The sequence below is a fragment of the Synechococcus elongatus PCC 11801 genome (assembly GCF_003846445.2).
GTDB classification, from domain to species: domain Bacteria; phylum Cyanobacteriota; class Cyanobacteriia; order Synechococcales; family Synechococcaceae; genus Synechococcus; species Synechococcus elongatus_A.
Genome location: NZ_CP030139.2, coordinates 1846988 through 1868374 on the forward strand (window position 1 = coordinate 1846988; position 21387 = coordinate 1868374).

23 protein-coding genes are annotated in these 21387 nt (G+C 53.7%); 10 read left to right on the forward strand and 13 right to left on the reverse strand.

The window, feature by feature from the left end; translation table 11 throughout:
* On the forward strand, positions 1 to 633 hold the full coding sequence (gene bioD / locus DOP62_RS09070; RefSeq protein ID WP_208675449.1) for a dethiobiotin synthase: 633 nt from the start codon (positions 1 to 3) through the stop codon (positions 631 to 633).
* The gene (bioA, locus tag DOP62_RS09075) at positions 626 to 1900 is read left to right on the forward strand and encodes an adenosylmethionine--8-amino-7-oxononanoate transaminase (RefSeq protein WP_208675447.1); all 1275 of its coding nucleotides are present in this window, start codon (positions 626 to 628) and stop codon (positions 1898 to 1900) included. The genes bioD and bioA overlap by 8 nt, the downstream gene beginning before the upstream one ends.
* 5 nt (positions 1901 to 1905) lie before the next feature.
* Here bioA and DOP62_RS09080 read toward each other — a convergent pair whose 3' ends face one another.
* Together DOP62_RS09080 and DOP62_RS09085 are read right to left on the reverse strand one after the other, a co-directional pair.
* Positions 1906 to 2319: a type II toxin-antitoxin system death-on-curing family toxin gene (locus DOP62_RS09080; RefSeq protein ID WP_208675446.1), complete on the reverse strand. Its 414-nt coding sequence runs from the start codon at positions 2317 to 2319 to the stop codon at positions 1906 to 1908.
* Entirely contained in the window at positions 2316 to 2537 is a 222-nt protein-coding gene (locus tag DOP62_RS09085) for an AbrB/MazE/SpoVT family DNA-binding domain-containing protein (protein ID WP_208675444.1), read from the reverse strand. The genes DOP62_RS09080 and DOP62_RS09085 overlap by 4 nt, the downstream gene beginning before the upstream one ends.
* A gap of 338 nt (positions 2538 to 2875) precedes the next feature.
* On the opposite strand from DOP62_RS09085, the gene DOP62_RS09090 reads away from it, so the two are divergent.
* A complete protein-coding gene (locus DOP62_RS09090; RefSeq protein WP_208675442.1) occupies positions 2876 to 3214 on the forward strand; it encodes a hypothetical protein in 339 nt (112 codons plus the stop codon).
* 342 nt (positions 3215 to 3556) lie between these two features.
* Here DOP62_RS09090 and DOP62_RS09095 read toward each other — a convergent pair whose 3' ends face one another.
* From DOP62_RS09095 to DOP62_RS09115, 5 genes are all read right to left on the reverse strand, one after another.
* Positions 3557 to 4315 carry a hypothetical protein gene (locus DOP62_RS09095; protein ID WP_208675440.1) on the reverse strand — a complete coding sequence of 253 codons (759 nt, stop codon included), beginning with the start codon at positions 4313 to 4315 and terminating at the stop codon, positions 3557 to 3559.
* Positions 4316 to 4423: 108 nt separating this feature from the next.
* Complete coding sequence (locus DOP62_RS09100) at positions 4424 to 4822, reverse strand: hypothetical protein (protein WP_208675438.1); 399 nt, start codon at positions 4820 to 4822, stop codon at positions 4424 to 4426.
* Positions 4809 to 5753 carry a protein translocase subunit SecF gene (secF, locus tag DOP62_RS09105; RefSeq protein ID WP_208675436.1) on the reverse strand — a complete coding sequence of 315 codons (945 nt, stop codon included), beginning with the start codon at positions 5751 to 5753 and terminating at the stop codon, positions 4809 to 4811. Before secF ends, DOP62_RS09100 begins: the two co-directional genes overlap by 14 nt.
* An 8-nt stretch (positions 5754 to 5761) precedes the next feature.
* On the reverse strand, positions 5762 to 7156 hold the full coding sequence (secD, locus tag DOP62_RS09110) for a protein translocase subunit SecD (RefSeq protein ID WP_208675434.1): 1395 nt from the start codon (positions 7154 to 7156) through the stop codon (positions 5762 to 5764).
* Positions 7157 to 7192: 36 nt separating this feature from the next.
* Positions 7193 to 8173 (reverse strand): alpha-ketoacid dehydrogenase subunit beta, encoded by a 981-nt coding sequence (locus tag DOP62_RS09115; protein WP_208675432.1) that lies wholly within the window; start codon positions 8171 to 8173, stop codon positions 7193 to 7195.
* A gap of 288 nt (positions 8174 to 8461) precedes the next feature.
* Here DOP62_RS09115 and DOP62_RS09120 point away from each other — a divergent pair, with 288 nt between their 5' ends.
* Positions 8462 to 8914, forward strand: a complete 453-nt coding sequence (locus DOP62_RS09120; RefSeq protein WP_208675430.1) for an ABA4-like family protein — start codon at positions 8462 to 8464, stop codon at positions 8912 to 8914.
* Here the strand turns inward: DOP62_RS09120 and DOP62_RS09125 are convergent.
* Positions 8911 to 9243 (reverse strand): DUF3082 domain-containing protein, encoded by a 333-nt coding sequence (locus DOP62_RS09125; RefSeq protein WP_208675427.1) that lies wholly within the window; start codon positions 9241 to 9243, stop codon positions 8911 to 8913. The two genes, DOP62_RS09120 and DOP62_RS09125, sit on opposite strands and share 4 nt — an antisense overlap.
* A 58-nt stretch (positions 9244 to 9301) precedes the next feature.
* Between DOP62_RS09125 and DOP62_RS09130 the strand changes: the two genes are divergently transcribed.
* Positions 9302 to 10057 carry a hypothetical protein gene (locus DOP62_RS09130; RefSeq protein WP_370538777.1) on the forward strand — a complete coding sequence of 252 codons (756 nt, stop codon included), beginning with the start codon at positions 9302 to 9304 and terminating at the stop codon, positions 10055 to 10057.
* Between the two features lie 36 nt (positions 10058 to 10093).
* Here DOP62_RS09130 and DOP62_RS09135 read toward each other — a convergent pair whose 3' ends face one another.
* A complete protein-coding gene (locus DOP62_RS09135; RefSeq protein ID WP_208675425.1) occupies positions 10094 to 10426 on the reverse strand; it encodes a hypothetical protein in 333 nt (110 codons plus the stop codon).
* A gap of 155 nt (positions 10427 to 10581) precedes the next feature.
* On the opposite strand from DOP62_RS09135, the gene DOP62_RS09140 reads away from it, so the two are divergent.
* Positions 10582 to 12126, forward strand: coding sequence for a bifunctional aminoglycoside phosphotransferase/ATP-binding protein (locus DOP62_RS09140; RefSeq protein WP_208675423.1), 1545 nt, complete (start codon positions 10582 to 10584; stop codon positions 12124 to 12126).
* On the opposite strand, the gene DOP62_RS09145 is transcribed toward DOP62_RS09140, so the two are convergent.
* The 4 genes from DOP62_RS09145 to DOP62_RS09160 all read right to left on the reverse strand — a co-directional run bounded on the left by DOP62_RS09145 (position 12123) and on the right by DOP62_RS09160 (position 15597).
* A complete protein-coding gene (locus DOP62_RS09145; RefSeq protein ID WP_208675421.1) occupies positions 12123 to 12692 on the reverse strand; it encodes a methylated-DNA--[protein]-cysteine S-methyltransferase in 570 nt (189 codons plus the stop codon). The genes DOP62_RS09140 and DOP62_RS09145 overlap by 4 nt on opposite strands.
* Before the next feature lie 14 nt (positions 12693 to 12706).
* A complete protein-coding gene (locus tag DOP62_RS09150) occupies positions 12707 to 13807 on the reverse strand; it encodes a glycosyltransferase (RefSeq protein WP_261790074.1) in 1101 nt (366 codons plus the stop codon).
* A gap of 250 nt (positions 13808 to 14057) precedes the next feature.
* Positions 14058 to 15140 (reverse strand): bifunctional diaminohydroxyphosphoribosylaminopyrimidine deaminase/5-amino-6-(5-phosphoribosylamino)uracil reductase RibD, encoded by a 1083-nt coding sequence (ribD, locus tag DOP62_RS09155; RefSeq protein ID WP_208675417.1) that lies wholly within the window; start codon positions 15138 to 15140, stop codon positions 14058 to 14060.
* Entirely contained in the window at positions 15133 to 15597 is a 465-nt protein-coding gene (locus DOP62_RS09160) for a DUF3122 domain-containing protein (protein WP_208675415.1), read from the reverse strand. The genes ribD and DOP62_RS09160 overlap by 8 nt, the downstream gene beginning before the upstream one ends.
* Before the next feature lie 151 nt (positions 15598 to 15748).
* Here DOP62_RS09160 and DOP62_RS09165 point away from each other — a divergent pair, with 151 nt between their 5' ends.
* The 4 genes from DOP62_RS09165 to DOP62_RS09180 all read left to right on the forward strand — a co-directional run bounded on the left by DOP62_RS09165 (position 15749) and on the right by DOP62_RS09180 (position 21380).
* Positions 15749 to 16765, forward strand: a complete 1017-nt coding sequence (locus DOP62_RS09165) for a bifunctional nicotinamide-nucleotide adenylyltransferase/Nudix hydroxylase (protein WP_208675413.1) — start codon at positions 15749 to 15751, stop codon at positions 16763 to 16765.
* 148 nt (positions 16766 to 16913) lie between these two features.
* Positions 16914 to 18302: a nicotinate phosphoribosyltransferase gene (locus tag DOP62_RS09170; protein WP_208675411.1), complete on the forward strand. Its 1389-nt coding sequence runs from the start codon at positions 16914 to 16916 to the stop codon at positions 18300 to 18302.
* A gap of 63 nt (positions 18303 to 18365) precedes the next feature.
* The gene (locus DOP62_RS09175) at positions 18366 to 18536 is read left to right on the forward strand and encodes a hypothetical protein (protein WP_208675409.1); all 171 of its coding nucleotides are present in this window, start codon (positions 18366 to 18368) and stop codon (positions 18534 to 18536) included.
* A 72-nt stretch (positions 18537 to 18608) separates the two neighbouring features.
* Positions 18609 to 21380, forward strand: coding sequence for a tetratricopeptide repeat protein (locus DOP62_RS09180; protein WP_208675407.1), 2772 nt, complete (start codon positions 18609 to 18611; stop codon positions 21378 to 21380).
* Positions 21381 to 21387 lie beyond the last annotated feature (7 nt).

Genomic DNA, 21387 nt, shown 5'->3' on the forward strand with positions numbered 1-21387 from the left:
ATGCCTCAGTTCGCGTTTCCCGATCGCTTCTTTGTGACTGGCACCGATACGGATGTCGGCAAAACGGTGGTTTCGGCCTTATTGGCAGCGGGTTTGGGCGCGAGCTACTGGAAGCCAGTGCAGTGTGGATTGGAAGGCTTGGGCGGCGATTGCGATCGCGTAGCGGCTTGGGCGGGGTTGACGCCCGATCGCGTTATTCCCGATCGCTACCGACTCGAAGCGCCACTGTCGCCTCATTTGGCCTCGCGGCTGGAGCAGGTGCAGATCAACCTCCAAGATTTTCAACTGCCGGAAGTCTCGGGTCCGTTGCTTGTGGAAGGGGCGGGCGGTTTGCTGGTGCCCTTAAACGAGCGGGATTTGATTCTCGATTTGATTCGCCAGTTTCAGTTGCCGGTCGTGTTGGTGGCGCGTAGCAAGCTGGGGACGATTAATCACACGTTGCTCTCGATTGCGGCGCTGCGGGCAGCCGAGGTGCCGATTCTGGGCGTGGTCGTCAACGGCCCGCGCAACCCCGAGAATTGCGCTGCGATCGCCCACTATGGCCAAGTGCCGATTTTGGCGGAGCTGGAACCCTTACCAGCGCTGAATCCGCAAATTCTCAAAGACACCTTCAACCAGCTTTTCCATGCCTAGCCATCCGCACCTTTGGTTCCCCTTCACGTCGGTGAAAGATGCGCCGGATCCGCTCAAGGTGGTGTCGGGACGTGGGGCTCGTTTGACGCTGGCGGATGGCCGCGAGCTGATCGACTGCATTTCCAGTTGGTGGGTAAATCTGCACGGTCATGCCCATCCGCAGATTGTGGAAGCGATCGCCCAGCAAGCGGCAACGCTGGAGCATGTGATTTTTGCGGGCTTTAGCCATGAGCCAGCTGAACGTCTGGCGATGGAACTCTGCGAGATTCTGCCGGAAGGACTGACGCGGGTTTTCTTCTCGGACAACGGTTCGACAGCGGTGGAAGTGGCGCTGAAGATGGCGCTGCAGTATTGGCACAACTTAGATCAGCCGCGATCGCGCATTTTGGCCTTTGACGGGGCTTATCACGGCGACACCTTTGGGGCGATGTCGGTCGGTGAGCGATCGCTGTTCAATGCGCCATTCGAAAAGCTGCTGTTCAGTGTCGAGTTTTTGCCCTATCCCGAGACGTGGTGGGGTGATGAAACCGTTGCGGAGAAAGAGGCAGCGGCGATCGCGGCAGTGGAGCAAGCGCTAGCGGCGGGCGATGTGGCGGCGGTGATCCTGGAGCCATTGGTGCAAGGCGCGGGTGGGATGCGGATGGCGCGTCCGCAGTTTTTGCAACAACTCGCGGCCAGGGTGCAAGTGGCAGGGTCGCTGCTGATTGCCGATGAAGTGATGACGGGTTTTGGCCGAACAGGGGCTTGGTTTGCTTGTCAGCGAGCGGGCATTCAACCGGATTTGATCTGTCTGTCGAAAGGACTAACGGGAGGCTTTTTGCCGCTCTCGATTACGGTGGCAACTGAGGCGATTTACGACACCTTTTGCAGTGGCAATCCTGACCACACTTTCTATCACGGCCACAGTTATACGGCGAATCCATTGGGTTGTGCTGCAGCGATCGCCAGCTTAGATCTGTTGCGAAAATCAGAAGCGATCGTGCAGGGCTTAGAAGCCGCGCATCGACCTGGGTTGGAGTTGTTAGCGCAGCATCCAAAGGTGACGAAGCCCCGCTTGACTGGCGATGTTGCAGCTTGTGACTTAGTCAGCGATCGCGGCGGCTATCTTGACCCAATTGGCTTGCGCGTTCGTCAAGCTGCGATCGCCCGTGGGTTGCTCCTGCGTCCACTCGGGAATGTTCTCTATCTGCTCCCGCCCTATTGTCTGGAACCTGCTGAAATTCAAGAAATTTATGCTGCGATCGCTGATCTTTTAGATGAAATTTAAGTCGATTATTCATTGTTATTAATAATTTCGCTATTGTTCATTAACCAGTTTTCCAGCCTCTCCATGCATTGTTCTTGGGTTTCGAGACTGGCTGCCAAATCTAAGAACATATTTACTGCATCAACCTCTGAGGCGGTAAGCTCAATTCCGTTAATGAATAAGAAAGTGTAAACAGCAATTAAGGCAATGCGTTTATTTCCATCTACAAAGCAATGATTTTTGGTGAGTCCGTAACCATAGGCTGCCGCTAACTGATATAGAGTGATATCATTGCCATATAGATAGAGATTAATGGGCTTGCTCAAGGTTGACTCAAGAGCGTCCTCACTGAGTAATCCTGATGCGCCTCCAGATTCTGCAATAATTTCACCATGAATTGCACAAATGTCATGAGTATCTAGCCAATAAGGCTCTATCACTTGGCTAGCTCAATGAGAGCATTTCGATACTTTTTCATACCTCGTCGCGCCGCCTCAATTTTTTTTACAAAATTAGGATCGCAGGCTGAAATCTCATAGCCTGAAGGTGTTTTTGTTGCGAACAGAATATCTCCATCTTCAACATTCATGCTTATTGCCATTTCTTTAGGAATGATCACACTGAGTGAATTTCCTCGTTTTTTAACGCTTAGCTTCATAAGAAATCCTCTAAGTAGACTCTTGGTGGATGGCTCCAACTGAATGTTACTACAAATGTTGCTACGTGCAACTGCCCTTCTGGAGATTGTTCTCCATCTGCTCCCACTCTATTGTCTGGAAGCTGCTGAGCCACAAGAGATTTATACTGCGATCGCCGTCTTTTAGATCAGACTTAGATCCTCAGTGCTAACTTCATAAAAACTTCTGATTTCTAAAGAAGATCTAAAAAATCTAAATTAATAGTTATTTAAACTTTAATCTACAAAAAATGCAGTACATGCTTTAATGTTTCTGCTTTGTTCTTTAGTGGTTCTCCCTAGAAGGCTTAGGAATCAGGATGTCTGAAGTTGATTTGTGGCAATCTAGTAATTATTTATTAGGCATTGGAGCTGCGCTCCTTGTTCTAGTTGTTTTCGCTTCTTTATTCTGGCTTTTAAGGCTACTTGCTAATGTCTTAATCTGGATAACTATCTGTATCTGCGCTGTACTACCTTTCTTTATTTTGCAATCTGATACTCTATCTTCAAACTCTGATATTTGGAGTTTTTCAGCCGTTTTAGGAGCTGCTTGCGCGGTTGTCTGTCTAGCGATCTATCCGTACTCAAGTATGTATGAAAATAAGATCAAAGAAAAAATTGAAAAAGCATTGCTTCTCGATCGCGATTTAAATATTTAGATAAGACTTTAAAATTCCTCTATTAAACTGAATTATCAGTTCCTTTATTACTGTAATGATTCTTGGCTCTACCTGTGATCGCACCAACTAAATCGCACTCTCTAGGTATAGTCTCTCGGTAACTGGTGGCAGTTTGACACTAACGAATTCATCTTGAAGCATAGCTACTAATAGTAAAAGATAAGATCGTCATAGTTTAACTGCAAATCACGACTGTTTTTCCATAACTGACCTATCAAAAACTATACCTAGAACCTCTTAGACAATAACTCGCTACTCTCGAACAGGAACTCGTTATTGTTCAAGACCACCTTTTTACTCTCAGACAGTCGCTGACCTCTCTCAAGTCCCTGTTGCCAAAGCCTCAGTCAGTGCCTCGTAGTTCTCCTCCTTCCCTGCTGCATACTTCAAAAAAGCTTGAATCGCGATCGCTTGTCTTTGAATCGAACCCACGTCCGCGATCGCAACAATCCAAACAGCTAGCACATCGCCTTCAAGGTGCATCGCCACAGTGCAGAGTCCCTGACCATCCGCCGCACAATCAGCAGTCGGCTCAGTCTTCACCAACTGCATCCGCTGCACCACCTCTTGAATAGGTTCCTTCTGTCCCCCAATTAAGCCCAGACTGTTAACCCTTGTTAGCGACTCCGCTTCAATGAGAGTGAACCTTCGCAGGTTGTCCTGAAACAAAGAAGGGCCAGTGCATTGCTGACGCGCCCAGCGCTGAGTGAGTTGTTCACAGAGTTGCGGAATGTCAAACCAGCGATCGAGCTCTGTGTTCTTAAAAGTGCTGTAGTCATCCAGCAGAATCTCAAGACTGCTTGCTGCGATCGCAGTTCCTTGGTTGGCAGATTGCACAAGGGTTGCCACTGGCACCGAGCACAATCGCTGTGACTCTTCTCCCGCACAAGGACTCGACACTTTAGAGCTGCCCGCCCAAGTGATTGCCACCAAAGGGAGGTGCAAGTGATAGGGTCCCATCGTCACGGAAATCACTGTTGCCAGCTCATCTACCGGTGGCGTTTCGCTGAGGCGACTATCTGGTTGACAAGCCGCTAATAGCAGGATGGGAATTGTCGCAATCAGTCGATTGAGCCGCATTGCATTGATTCTGATCTTTGCAATCGCTGTGAGCCTTGGCTCCAGAGATCAAGACGCTGGACAGACAATGACTGCCATGGGCTGAGCTGCAGTCTACAAACAGTCGATTTAGAGACTGCTGGCATGGGTGCTATCAGGACTGAGAGTCTGCAAGCGTTTCCAGAGTGGATGGCGAGTTCCCGTGGCTAAAATGCGATCGAGCTGGCGTTGTAGTCGGCGATCGCGGCGTTGCGGCCAGCAGCGATCGATCAACACTCCAGCCAAACTCATCGAACAGACGATCAGCACTAGCCACGTCAAGAGATGGTAGAGCATGGCATAGCGCAGCGCTGCCCAAGTGAACTGCTCTGCCATCAAGGCCCATTCAGCCCGAAGATCCCAAAGGCTCCAAACCAGTCCCAAGCTGGCCAGCCACAGTCTGGGCTGTTGTCGGCGGTAATGCCAAGCCTGCAGCAGCTGCAGTTGGCGATCGCGCTGCGTCACTTCTGTCAGATCAGGTTTCAGCATTGATCGGTTGCGGCGATCGCGGCGTGCGTTTACGCCACCAACCTAGCAGGGTACTCGCGACAAAAATGCTGGAATAAGCACCCAAAACAAACCCGACAATTAAGGTCAAAGCAAAGTTCTGCAGGGTGGCGCCCCCGAAGATGTAAATCGCTACGAGGGGTAACAGCGTTGTCAGGGTAGTGTTGATCGAACGGCCTAGCGTCTGGTTGACCGAAAGATCGACGATTTCATCAATATCGTCGTCGGGGAACAGGGCGATCGTTTCTCGGATGCGATCGTAGATGACCACCGTGTCATTGACCGAGAAACCCGTGATCGTTAGCAGCGCCACAATAAACAGGCTGTCTGCCTCATAGCCCGCCAAGATCCCCAGCCAAGCAAAAACGCCCGCCGTAATAAACACATCGTGGAGCAGAGCCAGAATGGCTAGCAAGGCATAGTCCCGCTGGAATCGGAAATTGAGATAGACCAGAATCCCAGCAAAGGAGACCAGCAGCGCCAACAAGCCAGAGCTGAGCAATTGCTGCCCTAGTACCGGACCCACCGTGTCGATTTGCGTCTGCTGCGGATCAAAGGGACCAAACGCTTCACTCAGTTTGATTTGCAGCTGAACACGCGCTTCAGGGCTCAGATCGCCAGTGCTGATTACAAATCCCTGCTGTTCCTGCCCCACCACTTGAACATTGCTGCGCTCCAAGCCCTCGGAGGTCAAGACCTCACGAATGGCACCAGCTTCCAGCGGGCGATCGCACTGTGCTTTGGTACAGTCTCGCTCGAGCTGCAGACGAGTACCCCCAATGAAGTCCAGACCCGGTCGTACCGGCCCCCCAAACTGCACCCAAGAAATCGCCATGCCCACAATGCTGAGCAAGACCAAGATGGAAGAGATCCACCACCAACGCCGACGCTGAGCCGTGAGTTGTAACGTCATGGTCACCCTCAGGATTTGGTTGCAGTCAGAGTGCGATCGAACAGTTGCGGCTTGCGCAGGGCTGGATTCGTGATCGCCAAGAACATCAGCGTGCGGCTACAGGTGATCGCCGTAAACATGCTGACCATCACCCCGATCGCCAGTGTTAAAGCAAAGCCCTTGACCAGACCGCTGCTTAGCCAGAACAGAGCACCACAGGCAATCAGCGTCGTGACGTTACTGTCCAAGATGCTGCTGAAAGCTCGATAGAAGCCGGATTCAACGGAGCGATAGAGCGATTTGCCTGCTCGTAGTTCCTCTCGCGTTCGCTCAAAAATTAGGACGTTGGCATCCACGGCCATACCGATGCTGAGCAAAAAGCCAGCAATTCCGGGCAGGGTCAAGGTCACACCCAGCAGATTAAAGGCTGCCAACGAGAGGATGGCGTAAATCGCTAGGGAAATGTCAGCGATCAAGCCGGGCAGCTGGTAGTAAACCACCATGAAAACAAGGACGAGGAGCAAACCGCCAACGCCCGCATAGATGCTGCGCTGGATGCTGTCTCGACCAAGTGTCGCGCCCACGGTGCGGTTTTCAACAATTTCCACCGGTAGCGGTAGGGCACCACCGCGCAGCTGAATCGCCAGGTCATCGGCTTGCTCCGTACTGAAGCGGCCCGTGATGACCGCACTGCCCCCTGTGATCCCAGTCTGGGCAAACTCAGGCCCCACCACCGGCGCACTGATCAGAACGCCATCGAGGAAAATGCCAATGCTGCGCCCTGTGCCCGCCAAACTTTTGGTGAGGGCTGCAAATTGGTCACCGCCTTCCGTATCAAAGCGCAGGGCCACTTCCCAGCTATTGCCTGATTGGGTTGGCTGGGCAAGAGCATCCTTCAGCGATTTACCAGTAATTTGGGCGGGACCAAAAAACTTACCTAGTTCTGTCTGAGCTTTTTCGAGTGTCTGCTCTAACTCAGTCACTTTGGCAGGGTCACCATTGCGGCGCTCAATCTCTATCGCCCCCCGCGCTTGGGAAACCACTTGCTGTAGCTGGGTCACAGCAGCTTCAGTGCCAGGATTCTGTTCCCGAAACTCTAGCTGAGCTGTGCCTCCTAACACCCGCTCGGCTTGTTCGGGGTCACTGACGCCGGGCAACTGCACCAAAATCTTGTCGCTGCCAGCAGTTTGAATCACCGCTTCAGAGACACCCAAGCCATTAACCCGGTTCTCAATGACACGCTGCACCGCTTCCAGTTCGCGATCGCCTACCGAGGGAATCTCGGTGGTGGGCTTGACCAAGATGGTCAACTGCGAGCCCCCTTGGAGATCAAGGCCAAGGCGGATGGGGAGCTGCACCAAGACAAAGATGGCAGCGGCCACCAAGGCCAGAATTAAGATCAGCGGACTCTGCTGTTTTCCCATGATGTTTCTGAATACGGCAGATCGGCGATCGCTGACCTAGACCTTGGCAGTCAACAGATCTTTGACAGCGGCCGCAATTTGTTCGGGTTGAACGATCGTCAGATTTTCCAGCTTGCCGTTGTAGGGCGTCGGAATATCTTGGGAAGACAGACGCACGACCGGTGCATCGAGTTCATCGAAGCAGCGTTCCATAATCGCTGCGGACAGTTCAGCAGCAATCCCGCCCGTTTTCATGCACTCTTCAACGATGATGACGCGGTGGGTCTTGCGAATTGAGGCTTCGATCGCTTCAAAATCGAAGGGCTTGAGCGAAATCAGGTCGATCACTTCGGGATCAAACCCTTCTTTCTCCAGCGTCTTCACTGCCTGCAAGCAGTGGTAGCGCATGCGCGAGTAGGTGAGGATTGTGACATCCTTGCCGGGACGAACCAGTTCTGCCTTATCCAACGGGCAGATGTACTCCTCGTCGGGCAGGTCTTCTTTGAGGTTGTAGAGCAGCACGTGCTCAAAGAAGAGGACAGGGTTGTTGTCGCGGATTGCTGCTTTCAGCAGACCCTTGGCGTTGTAGGGCGTTGAGCAAGCCACGATTTTGAGCCCGGGCACGGCATGGAAGTAGGCTTCCAGTCGTTGGGAGTGTTCAGCCCCAAGCTGGCGACCGACACCCCCAGGACCGCGGAAGACGATCGGAATGGTGAAGTTACCGCCGGAAGTGTAGCGCAGCATCGCGTTGTTGGCGATCTGGTTGAAGGCTAGGAGCAAAAAGCCCATATTCATGCCTTCGACAATCGGCCGCAAACCGGTCATGGCGGCGCCGACGGCCATCCCTGTGAAGCCGTTCTCGGCGATCGGGGTGTCGAGCAGCCGGAAGTCACCGTATTTTTTGTAGAGATCCTTGGTGACTTTGTAGGAGCCGCCGTAATGCCCCACGTCCTCGCCGAGGACAAAAACATTGGGGTCACGTGCCATTTCTTCATCGATTGCAGCCCGTAGGGCGTTGAACATGAAGGTTTCGGCCATGGGTTCCTCGAAGGCGGCAAAAACTGCGCAATCTTCAGATAATAGCCGCTTGCCCTTGGGCTCGGATAGCGATCGCCCTAGCCGCCCTTGGCAAAGGTGCCAAGAATCAAGACTGAGAGCAGCAGCCCTGGCGATAGGAAGAGAATCAACAAGCCGAGGTCGCTATAGGTCAAAGCAGTCATGGTGCAAGGATTTCCGTCGTTTGCTTTCAGACTAGCGATCCCCACTGCTGCTGGCTGCCAATCGTTACATTTGAGACGTTGTGGCGTTGCCTTACCTGGTTTCCCAATGCTGGCTGAGCTCTTTTTTAACGGTGCCAATCTGGCCGTCTTGCCCTTTTGGTTATTGCTGATTGGCCGTCCGCGCTGGGAATGGACACAGCGGATTGTCGGCTCGCCTTATCCTTTTGCGGTACTGGCGATCGCCTATTTGATACTGCTGGTTACGTCCGTATCGCCCGAATCGGCTGCTGCGCTTGCCAGCCCCAAGTTGGCGGATATTGCCAAAGCCTTTGCTGATCCTGGGGTCACGGCTGCTGGCTGGCTTCATTTCGTAGTGCTGGATCTCTTTGTGGGGCGCTGGGTAGCTCAAACCGCCGTCGAGAAACCGGGACTTCCCGTGCGCCACTCATTAGTTCTCTGCTTATTTGCAGGCCCGCTTGGACTGCTCAGCCACCTGATTACCCAAGCAATTTGGCAGTGGTGGCAACAACGACAAGCCACCTCAACTACAACGGCCTAGCTTTGGGCTTTGCGCAAGCTTTGTAGCCCCACTTGAATCCCGAGTAGAAACAGGCCCAAGGCCACAATGCCAAAAATGCCTGTGGCAAGCGCACCCATGCCAACTACCAGCGTCCGCACTGCAACCGCAATGTTTTGAGCGAAGGCGTTGCCAGTCGGCAGCGGTTTAGCCGCAAAGCTACTGGCGATTGACAGCGTCAGAAAGTAGCCGCCTACCGCGATCGCTCCTGAGACAGCGGAACCACTCCAACAGCTCGGTAAGGTTGGCGGTGGATTGCCAGCGGTAGTTTCAGTCGGTTGGGTCTGCTTGGTCTGCTGTTCGTCACTCATGGATCGGGCGATCGCCAAACAATGCTTGCTCTAGTCTCGCTGAAAAGAGGCGGCAACGATGCAGGCTACAGCAGGGGCGATCGCCGCGCCATACTCAACGGTAAGAGACCGAACTTGGCACATGGTGGATCTGTTCCTACAGCGGCTCCTCGCTGTCACCCTCCTTCTAGGCGGTGTGCCTAGCATGGTCTTGGGGATCGGTCTAGCCTCAACCAACCCCACTGCTTGGGGCTATAGCCGCGAACAGCAGGAGGCCAGCATCATCCTGTTTGGGGGCGGTGGTTTGGTGGCAACCGCTGCGGGTAGCTTGCTAGAACTCAACTTTCGTCAGCAGCGGCGCCAGCGGCAAAAACAACGCCTACAGCGGTTTCTGCATGGTTTGATTCGCGAGTCGCAAGGGAGCTTGGGCATGATCGAGTGGGTCACCCGCGCCAGCGATCGGGTACCTTGGCCCACCGAGGAACTGAAGTCTTTTTTGAAAACGGAAGCGCTACTGCTCAATGCTGAAGTCAGCTCGGATGAGTTGGGGAATATTCGCTATCGCTTTCCCTTCGATCCGCAACGGCAAGATCAACAGCAGCAACTACGCCGCTTATTGCACGACCTTATTCAGCAACAGCAAGGTCGGGTTAGCTTAGTCGATTGGGTAACCCAAGCCAGTACTCTTGTGCCTTGGCCCACTGCTGACTTACGGGCTTTTTTGGAAGCAGAAGCTAGCCTGCTGGAAGCCAATCCTGAAGTTGTGGATAACAACACTCTTTACTACTGCTTTGCGACGCCAGCACTTCCCACAGCGGCCCCGCCATCTGCCTAAGCAGTGCGATCGCGGCCGGTCAGCACGTTTAGTCCGTCAGTCAAACAGCACATCCAGCCACCACACTGGGAGCTTGGGAATCCGGTTGCTGGTCAGCGGGATTAACGGCAGATCAGGAAAAGCAGGCAGCGTGTAGGTATCAGTGTAGGTGTCCACCCGAATCAAATCCAAGGGGTTGTCACCGCTGGGCTGGCGTTCTGCCGAAAGACAAATTGTCGCAGCTTGGGGCTGATGATCGGTTGGTGTCAGCGCTTTCAAGAGCTGGTCAAAGTGGGAGATCCCTTCAGCATCTGTCCAGTAGGCCCCATTCCAGAGAAACGACAGTTGATAAATCTGTTGATCACTGGTGGGTGATGAGGGATGTTTCATGGTCGACCTCTCCCAAAAAAATGGGATGGAATGGTTCTTAAGATTCCCGCAACGGAGGCTAGGAACATCCCTCTGATCTTGCTGACTTAGACGATCGAGCTTGATCAAGGTTTGGCGAGCGTGCCACGGTAGAAGCAGTGTTTTAGGCCAAAACGATGACGGATGCTGCCCTGCCGCTTCTCATTCAGCAGATGTTGCAGCCTGAGTTTTATCCGCATGCCGTTGAAACACCTGTGCAGCTCTATCAAACGCACTGCTCCTATGTCCTGCTGACAGGGCCCTATGCCTACAAGCTCAAAAAGCCGGTTAACTTTGGCTTTTTAGACTACTCAACATTGGAAAAACGCCAGCATTTTCTGCAAGAAGAATTGCGCCTCAACCAACGGACAGCAGCACCCCTCTATCAACAGGTTCTTGCTATTTCAAAAACGGGCGATCGCTATCAGTTCTCTGAAGGCGAACCCGCTGAAGAATATGCTCTGCAAATGAAGCAGTTTCCCAAGGGTTGTCTCTTCTCTGAGCAGTTTGAAGCGGGCCATCTTGATGCTGAGGTCATGCGCCAACTGGCTGGAGTTGTCGCGGATTTTCATGCTCGAACTTGGGTAGATGACCACGTTCGTAGCTATGGGCAAGTGGCACAAATCCGTAAAGCCTTTGATGAAAACTATCAACAAACGCTGAGCTATGTTGGGGGCCCACAGACTCAAATACAGTTTGAGGAAACCAAAGCCTTTAGCGATCGCTTCTTTGACACTCAGTCTGATCTATTCGCAGCTCGGACTGCTGCAGATAAAATCCGTGAATGCCATGGCGATCTTCATCTCGGAAACCTTTGCCGATGGGATGATCAACTCTTTTTGTTTGACTGCATTGAGTTCAATGAGCCCTTCCGCTTTGTCGATACGATGTATGACATTGCGTTCTTGGTCATGGACCTCGATGCACGCGGCCGTCAGGATCTAGGAACGGCTTTTCTCAACGCCTATGCTGAGATAAGTGGCGATTGGGAAGGACTACAAGTTCTGCCGCTGTATCTGAGTCGACAAGCGTATGTCCGCGCTAAAGTCACCTCATTTTTATTAGACGATCCAGCCATTGATAGCGATCGCCGTCAGCAGGCTTTTGATCAGGCAGCTGCTTACTACCGGCTGGCCCATGCCTATGCCCAACCAGCTCAACAGGGCGAATTGCTGTTACTCAGCGGTCTTTCCGGCTCGGGTAAATCAACTCTAGGACGCACGATCGCGGAACGGCAACGGGCCATCATTTTGCGATCAGATGCGGTTCGCAAACACCTAGCAGGTGTGCCCTTGTTCGAACGGGGTGGCCCAGAACTCTATAGTGCTGAGATGAACGATCGCACCTACAATCGCCTCTTACAATTGGGTCTTTGCTTAGCTCGTGCCGGCTACCGCGTCATTCTGGATGCGAAATATGACCGTCAAGCCTATCGAAATGCTGCGATCACTGCAGCTCAATCCCAAGAGATCCCGATCCGAATTTTGCATTGCCAAGCCTCGGAATCGACGCTGCGGCAGCGATTGCAAGCCCGTCAAGGGGATATTGCTGATGCGACTGCGGATTTGGTCAGTCAGCAACTCGCAGCTTGGCAAGACTTTAGTGCCGAAGAGCAAACCTCTGTGCAAGCGATCGCGACTGAAGAGCCTCTAGCAGAACAATTAGACGTGATTGGTCTTTAACAGACTTTCGCTTCCCAATTCAAGAGTTTCTGTTTGCGATCGCGTCCCCAACGATAGCCACCCAATTCGCCGGACTGTTGTATAACGCGATGGCAAGGAATGAGGTATGCGATCGGATTTTTGCCAACCGAATTGCCTACTGCACGGGCAGCATTGGGGCGTCCGATCGCGATCGCTAAGGCTTGATAAGTGGTCGTTACCCCTCTAGGAATTTGAAGCAGCGATCGCCAGACTTGCTGTTGAAAGGGTGTGCCGTGCACGTGCAGCCGGAACAGGCTGGGGTCAGCAGTTTCATAACGAAAGAGCTGCTGAGCAATCATGGTCGTTTCAGTCGGCTGATAGTGAATTGCTGCGTCAGGCCAAGCCGCTTGCAACCATGGCTCAGCTTCCGCAGGGCTTAAAGAATCAAAAAACTCAAGCTGACAGATGCCGATCGCCGTCTTTGCAATCAAACAATCTCCAAAAGGAGTGCTGTGTAATCCGTAGATCAGTTGGCTGACCCCAGATGAACTAACTAGCGATCGCGATGTAGGACTCCAGTGAATCATCGAATCTGTTAGTTGCATTGCAAACTCACTCACTAACCAACCCAAGTAAGTTTGCGATTCAGCCAGAAATTCCAGAGAGTAACAACCGCGATCGCTACCCAGTTCGATGGTAAATAGTGTAATTTAAGACCTTCAACTAAGAGGCTTAAAATCAGGAGATTTAAGAAAATTCCCAAGGAACAAATCAAATTAAACTTGAGGAATCGACGAGACCAGTAGCGCTTTTGAGATCCCTTTGCTAAATCACGAAAAGTCCAAGCATCATTCAGCATAAAGTTATTAAAAATAGCGACCTCAGCTGCAATAAATTTGCTGAGTAGTAACGGCAATCCTAATTGACTGGAATCATGTAGAAGATAGAGTACGAGGCTATCAACGATAACGCCAGTTGCGCCCACGCCGATAAATTTCAAAAAGCGCGAACTTTCCCAGCGCTGGAGTCGTAACTGTAGCAAGTGCCGTAGGTAATCCCAATACTCTCGGGACGTCACCTTGCTTTCGCCTTGGCTGCGCTCACGGAAGACAAAGCCGACTTCCTGAATGTGCCGGATGCGTCCTTTGGCAATCACTTCTAAAAGGATTTTGTAGCCGCGAGGCTGGAGGCGATTGAGGTCGAGTGCCGATCGCCGCACCATGAAGTAACCGCTCATCGGATCGCTGACGCGACCGAGGACTTCTGGCAGTACTAAAAGACCAAGCAACTGAGCGCCCCGTGAACCAAAGCGACGCCATAGACTCCAGTCACTGACGCCGCCGCCGGTCACATTACGGCTGGCGACTGCTAAGTCAGTTCCTGCTTGCATCGTCTCGAGCAAAGCCAAGAGTGTTTCCGGTGGATGCTGCAGGTCACCGTCAATCACGCCCAAAATTTCGCCTTGAGCCTGTTGCCAGCCATAGACGACGGCTGTTGCTAGGCCGCGATCGCTCTGCCGCCGCAATACCGTCAACATTGGCAGCTTCGGTTGGAGTTCTGCCGCTAACGCCCAAGTGTGATCGGGGCTATCATCATCGACCACAATCAGCTCGTAGCGATCGGGCAGGGCGTGGTCGAGCAATGAACTCAGCTGTAGCAGCAGCGGCTGGATATTCTCAGCTTCATTGAAGGTCGGGATGACCAAGGAGAGAGAAAGCACTGCCAATCACTTGGGCTCCGACGCAAACTGCTGCTCAGCATACGAGGCGATCGCCCTTCCAGACAAATCAACCTTGGGTGACTGCTCTCTTGTCTCGTCCCTACAGTCCTCGGGAAGTTGAATCTCAGTCCTGAAACGGTTGTCGATTGAAGCTCATGATGGCCAGCGCGATTGAACTCCCGTGATCGTGCGAATTCTCAACTAAAAGTCCGGAAAGTTACCATTCTTGATTGGAACCAGAGGCATGAATTTACGACTGGATATAAGCCGTCCAGCAAAGATCGGGGCCGATCGCTTGCCACTGCGATCGCTCAACTTTGAGGGCTTGATCCATCCGCAATAAACCCAAATCACCGACTGGGCTGTAACCGGGTGGGCCACCAATCAACTTGGGAGCAATGAACGCTAGAAGCTTCTGAATTTGACCTTCGCGGAGAGCAGCCGCAGCTAAAGTGCCGCCACATTCCCAGAGCAGAGTCGAAAGGCCGCGATCGAATAATTCAGCACTCACAGCCGTAGGAGTTAACGGCGATCGTGCAATGACTTCTACCCCTTGAGTTTCGAGTTTCTTCCGGCGATCGCGATCGGCCGTCTCTTCGGTAAAAACAAGCGTGGGCGCAATATCGGTCTGCCAAAGATTGGCCTCCAGCGGCAAATCTAAGTGGCGACTCATCACTACTCGCAGGGGATGGCGATCGCTGACGTCATGACAAGTCAGACGAGGGTTGTCCAGCCGCACTGTGTTGCCACCCACAATGACCGCATCCACTTGCGATCGCAGTTGATGCACTTGGCGACGCGATTCAGGACTGCTGACCCAAGCGCTATGGCCGCTGCTAGCCGCAATTCGACCGTCGAGGGTCATGGCGTACTTGAGAATGCCAAAGGGACGACGCTGAGTCACCCGCCAAACAAACGCTTCGTTCAGTTGCTCACAGGCGGCTTGTTCAACACCAACCGTCACGTCGATTCCCGCTTGTTGAAGTCGGGCAATGCCACCCCCAGCGACTCGGGGATCAGGGTCGACCATGCCGACTACGACCCGCTTTAGACCAGCCGCCACCACCGCTTCGCTACAGGGCGGCGTCCGGCCATAGTGATTACAGGGCTCAAGGTTGACGTAAAGGGTGGCTCCACGGGCGCGATCGCCGGCTTGCCGCAGAGCAAACACTTCCGCATGGGGCTGCCCAGCGGCCGGATGGAAGCCTTCACCCACGACTTCTTCGCCTTGGGCAATGACGCAGCCGACCATGGGATTCGGTGCTGTTTGCCCAGCCGCTTGTGCAGCTAACTCTAAACAGCGCTGCATGTACTGACGATCGCGATCACTCATGCCCGATCGCAGCCCATTCTTTGACCATAAACGGCGGTACCGTCAACATCACTTCATTGTCTAGCTGTAGCCGCAGAGGGGTGATGCGATCGAGGAGTGGCAACAGCGTCTCGCTGTCGAACTCTGCCACATTGGCGCTGAGCTGAGTATCTTGATCCGTCACGTTGGGCAAGGACAGTTGCCGACCCGTTTGCTCCACGATCAAGGGCGTCTGCCGCGAGAGGCGCACGGCTGGAAAACCTACCAAGCGCAGTCGGGAAGCAATGCGATCGCTGCCTTGGCGACGTTCATAGAAAATCACCTGCCAAGATTGATCCCTTGCATCGCGCAGACTTTGCAAGGAGCGAATCATTTCGCGATCGCCCCCTTCGGGATAGTGATGAATTGCCGCGATCGCAGGCAGGCTCGGACTTCCCAACAGGAGAAGCAAGCACCATCCCCATATCAGCCAACGCATCGCTCTAATCCAGCTGTGCCGTTCACTGTTTCATTGTGTGCATAGGCTGACGCTGCGATCGCCTTGTCAGCTTTCAAAATTCAGTGCTACCTTCAAAGCAAGCCACGCTAATCGAAGCAGGCTTTCACTTCAGGGATTCTGAGGTCAATCAATGAAATACGACGTTGCCGTTTATATCGGCCGTTTTCAACCTTTTCACAATGGTCATCTGTCAGTGGTGCAGCGATCGCTTGAGGTCGCGCAACATCTCCTGATTCTGACTGGTAGCCATCTCGCGTCACCCGATACGCGCAATCCTTGGAGTTCTGAAGAACGCGAGGAAATGATTCGGGCAGCGTTGCCTGCCAATTGGCAAAAACGAGTCAGCTTTATCCCCATTCGGGATCACCTCTACAGCGACAATCTTTGGCTGACGGAAATTCAGCAAAAAGTCCTCGAAGAAGCTGGCGAGGAAGCCCGCATTGTTTTAGTCGGTCACCGCAAGGATCGCAGTAGCTATTACCTCGATCTCTTTCCCCAGTGGGATTTTTTGGAAGTGCCGCGACTGGAAGCAGTTCACTCCACTGCTGTTCGCGATGCCTATTTCAGCGGTTCTGAAGAGTCAAACTATGCCGCTGCTTTACCTGCAGGTGTTGCAGACTATCTGACGGCGTATCAGCAAACGGGTCGCTATCAATGGCTGCGCGATGAGGCCGATTACATCAAAGGCTATCGGCGAGCTTGGGCTGTCGCGCCCTACGCACCGACGTTTGTGACCACCGATGCGATCGTGATTCAGTCGGGGCATGTGCTGGTCGTTCGTCGCAAGGCACGTCCAGGCAAAGGCTTGATTGCACTGCCAGGAGGCTATATCCAGCAAGATGAAACCGTGCTGGAAGGAATGCTGCGGGAACTGCGCGAAGAAACAGGATTGAAAGTTCCGAAGCCAGTTCTACAAGGATCGATTGTCGAAAATCGCGTCTTTGATGCACCGCAGCGATCGCAACGGGGACGCATCATTACCCACGCCTTTTGCATTCACCTTAAACCTGGGCCTTTACCATCCGTGCGCGGCGGCGATGATGCCGAAAAAGCTTGGTGGATGTCCCTCGCGGATCTCTATGCTCACGAAGAGCAATTCTTCGAAGATCACTTCCAAATTATTCAGCATTTTGTCAGTCGAACTTAGTGCTGAATCGATCAGTCATTAGGTAATCGCATAGCTGGAAATCAAGAGTTTTAGCCTCTTGTTTTGGTAGTCATTTTGTTCTGACAGCTCAGTCTGGAGAGACCGGGTGAGTTGTCCTTGACCTCATCGTTGCGGAGCGCAACTGATTATGGACCTCAATCTTCTGTTCGATACCGACTCATACAAAGTGAGTCACTGGCTGCAATATCCAGCTGATACCACTGCGATCGGAGCTTATTTAGAGAGCCGGGGTGGAGATTGCTCGCACACGCTCTTTTTTGGCCTGCAATATCTACTGTTGCGTTATTTCTCAAAGCCAATCACTAGCACCGACATTCAAGAAGCTGCCGCGCTATTTCGAGCACATGGCTTGCCCTTCAATCAAGCAGGCTGGCAACAAGTTTGCGATCGCCATGGCGGTTATTTACCGTTGCGAATTCGTGCCGTACCCGAAGGCAGCCTGGTTCCCACCGGCCATGTCTTGCTGACAGTGGAATCGACCGATCCTGAATTGGCTTGGTTGGTGACTTGGGTTGAGACGCTACTGTTGCGGGTTTGGTATCCGACGACTGTGGCAACGCGCAGTTGGCAGCTTCGGCAAATCATTCAGCAAGCGCTGGAGCAGTCAGCCGACAATCCAGCCGCTGAAATTGACTTCAAGTTGCATGACTTTGGTTCGCGGGGGGTCTCAAGCCAAGAGAGTGCTGCAATCGGAGGGCTAGCCCATTTAGTCAACTTTCAGGGCACCGATACGATCGCTGCTTTACTGGCAGGACAGCGCTATTACGATTGCGCGATCGCAGGCTTTTCGATTCCGGCAGCGGAGCACTCGACGATTACAGCTTGGGGGCAAGCAGGTGAGTTAGATGCTTACCGTAATATGCTCGATCGCTTTGCAAAGCCGGGATCTGTGGTTGCTGTTGTTTCGGATTCCTATGATCTCTGGAACGCCGTCGATCATCTTTGGAGTGAGGATTTACGCGATCGCATTCTGCAATCGGGCGCAACAGTGGTGATTCGGCCTGACTCAGGCAATCCAGAGCAGATTGTGCCAGAGTTACTGCGTCGTTTGGCCGCTAAGTTCGGCTGCGATCGCAATCAGAAAGGCTATCAAGTCCTGCGATCGGTGCGAGTGATTCAAGGTGATGGCGTCACAGCGGAAAGTCTGCCCAAAATTCTGCAAGCAGTTATGGCAGCAGGCTTTAGTGCCAGCAATGTAGCCTTCGGCATGGGGGGTGGGCTGTTGCAGCAGGTCAACCGTGATACCCAGCGCTTTGCCTACAAGTGCAGCTGGATCGAGCGATCGGGGCAAGTCATCCCGATTCGTAAGCAGCCAGCAACAGATCTCAGCAAAGCCAGCAAAGCAGGACGATTGGATTTAATCCGCGATCACAAGGGCGAATACCGAACAGTGTCACTCCTGACCTCGGCACTCGATCCGCAATCCTGTCTGCAAACGGTGTTTGAAAATGGTGCGATTACTCAGCGGCAAAGCTTGCAGGAGATTCGCGATCGGGCGAGGTCTGAGACCACCTAGACACTGACGTGAATCAAATCGCGATCGCCTGATCTGGAGTGAAAGACTCGCTACAGTAAGGCCATGATCAAGCCCCGCGCTTTTCGTCGCATTGAAGATTGCAATCGCTGCTTATTTGCCAGCGACCATCCGATGCAGCCTTGCTTGGCACGACGAACAGCTCCGGTCGGCGATCGCTGTTTAGACTTTCGTCCTTATCCGACTGAACCCAACACGCCGCCTCGCGATCGTTAGGTTCCTGGCAACTTCAAAACAGAGCGGCAACAGATCGGGGATGATAGCCCCGAAGCATCGGAATCTCGGATCGTGCAGATTACGGCAGCAGCGCAGCACGACTACCAACAGGCGATCGCGGCCTATGAAGCAGGCGAGTTTGAGTCGGCGATCGCCCAGCTCGATCGGCTGCTCAGCGAGTTTCCCGACTGGGCAGATGCGATCGGCTTGCAAGGCTTGTGCTACTACCGCTGCGACCAGAAAGAGACTGGAATTGCACTGCTGCGCCAAGCGATCGCCCTTGATCCCACCGAGCCACACCACCTCAACAATCTCGGGAACCTGCTCCAGCAAATGGGGCAGCTCACGGAGGCGTTGGAGCATCTAAATCAGTCGCTAGCGATCGCCCCAACCCATGCAGCAGCTCGTTTCAATCGCGCCATCACGCTGCAAAAACTGGGAGATCCAACGACTGCGCTGCGGGATTATCAACAGCTTTTGGAGACGGATCCAGACAATACTGAAATTCGCTACAACAGTGCCCACGCAGCCCTCGCGATCGGGGACTGGGACTTTGGTCTACCCGCCTACGAAGCTCGCTGCCAACAACTTCAACACTTTCCCGAAATCGAAGCCTCGCTGAAACTGCTGCGTTGGCAAGGGCGAGACTTGGGTCAACAAACGCTCTTGGTCTGGGGAGAACAGGGATTTGGCGATCGCCTGATGGGGGCGCGTTGGGTTCCCCTGCTGCGCCAGCGCTATCCCCAAGCCCGCATCGTTTGGCAGACCAGCCCGAGTCTGGTACGCCTGTTTCAAACCTGGGCTGATGATCAGCTCACCGTCATCGCGGAAGGCGCTGAGTTGCCAGTTTGCAATTGGCAGGTGCCTTTGCTGTCGCTGATGCTGATTTTTCAAAGCGATCGTGACCATCTACCCTGGCATGGCCCCTATTTCTTTCCTCGGCAGGGAGCTTTGCTGCCCGATCGCAATCGCCCCAGGCTAGGCCTAGTCTGGAGTGCTGGCCGCAATCCAGCTCAGTCAGCGGAATTCGCTGCTAACAAAAGCTGTCCGCTGTCACTGCTCTGGTCTGCTCTGTCGGAATCTGGCTGGGGAGTCGTCTCGCTACAAGTGGATGAAGCTCGGCAAGATTGGCAGACGATCGCAGATCCACCACTGGATTTGGGCAGCGAGATTAGTGATTTTCAGGACACGGTTGATCGCCTCGCCCATCTGGACTTACTGATCACCGTCGATACCGCGATCGCGCATCTCGGCGGCATGATCGGGCTACCGACTTGGGTGCTGCTGCCAGCTGTGCCGGATTGGCGTTGGGAACTCTCCGGCTCCACCACACCTTGGTATCCCAGCCTGAGACTATTCCGGCAGCCCAGCCCCGGCGATTGGTCAGGGGCGATCGCAGCACTGCAAACGGCACTGACGGAGTTCCAGCCCACACCTCTGTCGTGGAACTATCGCGGCGAGCTATCCATAGCGGATTGGATTGAAGCTGCCGATCGCGCCTTTACCGCGCAGAACTGGCCTAGGGCTGAATGGTTGATTCGGCAGGCGTTGGCGATCGCTCCTCAGGAGCCCACCTTGCACCGCGCTTTGGGTCGCAGCCTTAAGCAGCAAGGGGACTATGCCGGTGCAGCCCAAGCCCTCGCGATCGCCTGTGAACAAGCCCCCTCGCAAGCCGAGTTCTGGCAAGAGCGATCAGGTCTGGAGTACTACGACAATCAGCTAACTGCTGCGCTGGCCAGCCTGAATCAGGCGATCGCGTTGCAAGGAGCGACCGCTGACACCCTGATCAGTCGGGGCGTCCTCCACTATCGCCTCGGGCAATTCTCCGAATCCTTAGCAGACTACGAAGCTGCAGCTGCGATCGCGCCTGAGAGTCCGTTGCTGCGCTGCAATCGCGGCTTTTTACAACTGCACTGGGGCAATTGGCAGCAGGGCTGGCCCGATTTAGAAGTGCGCTTCGACTATCAACCCGAACTCGATCCATTTCAGTACCGCCAACTGGCTCCGGCTTGGCAGGGTGAATCGCTCGGGAATCAGACTCTATTGATTTGGGGCGAACAAGGACTGGGGGATCATCTGCTGTTCTGTCGTTGGTTGCTGGAACTACGCCAGCAGCATCCCCAAGCCCAGCTCGTCTTCGTCACCGATCCGCTGTTAGAGCAGCTGATGCAGCAACTGGCAGACGATCACCTTCAAATCTGCTGCTTGGGTGAACCGCTCCCAGCCTGCGATCGCCAAGTGGCGCTGATGTCTCTGCCTGCGATCGCGCAAACCACACCCGCAACGGTGCCTTGGCAGTGGGCCTATTTCCAGAGCAGTACACCGCCCCTCCGCTGTGCTGAAGCGCTGCAAGTCGGCTTTGTTTGGGCCTCAGGCAAGCGCTCCTCCCCAGAAACCGCTCGTCTCTACCGCGAAAAGAGCTGTCCTCTCAGCGAACTCCTGCCAGCATTGCTGGCGGTTCCAGAGGTTGACTACTACAGCTTTCAAGTTGGGGCTGACGTGACTGAACTGCAACCCTGGCTGGAACAGAGCGATCGCCTGTTTGACCTGAGTGAGCAGCTTCAGGATTTTCAAGATACGGCCGATTGGCTAGCGGAGATGGACTTGCTGATTTCCGTTGATACGGCGGTGGCAAATCTGGCGGGAATGATGGCGCTGCCCGTGTGGACCCTACTGCCAGAGCCGGCCAATTGGCGCTGGGGGCTAAGCGGCGAAACGACGCCGTGGTATCCCAGCATGCGGCTTTATCGTCAGATCCAACGCGGTGATTGGAGCAGCGCGATCGCCCAGATTCAGCAGGATCTACAGCAGCTCAGCCGCGATCGTAACTGCCTCGTGACCTAGTTCAACC

Bases quoted from the DNA above. Each gene is read 5' to 3' on its own strand.
- bioD (WP_208675449.1), top strand. From the start codon at position 1: ATGCCTCAGTTCGCGTTTCCCGATCGCTTCTTTGTGACTGGCACCGAT.
- bioA (WP_208675447.1), top strand. From the start codon at position 626: ATGCCTAGCCATCCGCACCTTTGGTTCCCCTTCACGTCGGTGAAAGAT.
- DOP62_RS09085 (WP_208675444.1), bottom strand. From the start codon at position 2,537: ATGAAGCTAAGCGTTAAAAAACGAGGAAATTCACTCAGTGTGATCATT.
- DOP62_RS09090 (WP_208675442.1), top strand. From the start codon at position 2,876: ATGTCTGAAGTTGATTTGTGGCAATCTAGTAATTATTTATTAGGCATT.
- DOP62_RS09095 (WP_208675440.1), bottom strand. From the start codon at position 4,315: ATGCGGCTCAATCGACTGATTGCGACAATTCCCATCCTGCTATTAGCG.
- DOP62_RS09100 (WP_208675438.1), bottom strand. From the start codon at position 4,822: ATGCTGAAACCTGATCTGACAGAAGTGACGCAGCGCGATCGCCAACTG.
- secF (WP_208675436.1), bottom strand. From the start codon at position 5,753: ATGACGTTACAACTCACGGCTCAGCGTCGGCGTTGGTGGTGGATCTCT.
- secD (WP_208675434.1), bottom strand. From the start codon at position 7,156: ATGGGAAAACAGCAGAGTCCGCTGATCTTAATTCTGGCCTTGGTGGCC.
- DOP62_RS09115 (WP_208675432.1), bottom strand. From the start codon at position 8,173: ATGGCCGAAACCTTCATGTTCAACGCCCTACGGGCTGCAATCGATGAA.
- DOP62_RS09120 (WP_208675430.1), top strand. From the start codon at position 8,462: ATGCTGGCTGAGCTCTTTTTTAACGGTGCCAATCTGGCCGTCTTGCCC.
- DOP62_RS09125 (WP_208675427.1), bottom strand. From the start codon at position 9,243: ATGAGTGACGAACAGCAGACCAAGCAGACCCAACCGACTGAAACTACC.
- DOP62_RS09130 (WP_370538777.1), top strand. From the start codon at position 9,302: ATGCAGGCTACAGCAGGGGCGATCGCCGCGCCATACTCAACGGTAAGA.
- DOP62_RS09135 (WP_208675425.1), bottom strand. From the start codon at position 10,426: ATGAAACATCCCTCATCACCCACCAGTGATCAACAGATTTATCAACTG.
- DOP62_RS09140 (WP_208675423.1), top strand. From the start codon at position 10,582: ATGACGGATGCTGCCCTGCCGCTTCTCATTCAGCAGATGTTGCAGCCT.
- DOP62_RS09145 (WP_208675421.1), bottom strand. From the start codon at position 12,692: ATGCAACTAACAGATTCGATGATTCACTGGAGTCCTACATCGCGATCG.
- ribD (WP_208675417.1), bottom strand. From the start codon at position 15,140: ATGAGTGATCGCGATCGTCAGTACATGCAGCGCTGTTTAGAGTTAGCT.
- DOP62_RS09160 (WP_208675415.1), bottom strand. From the start codon at position 15,597: ATGCGTTGGCTGATATGGGGATGGTGCTTGCTTCTCCTGTTGGGAAGT.
- DOP62_RS09165 (WP_208675413.1), top strand. From the start codon at position 15,749: ATGAAATACGACGTTGCCGTTTATATCGGCCGTTTTCAACCTTTTCAC.
- DOP62_RS09170 (WP_208675411.1), top strand. From the start codon at position 16,914: ATGGACCTCAATCTTCTGTTCGATACCGACTCATACAAAGTGAGTCAC.
- DOP62_RS09175 (WP_208675409.1), top strand. From the start codon at position 18,366: ATGATCAAGCCCCGCGCTTTTCGTCGCATTGAAGATTGCAATCGCTGC.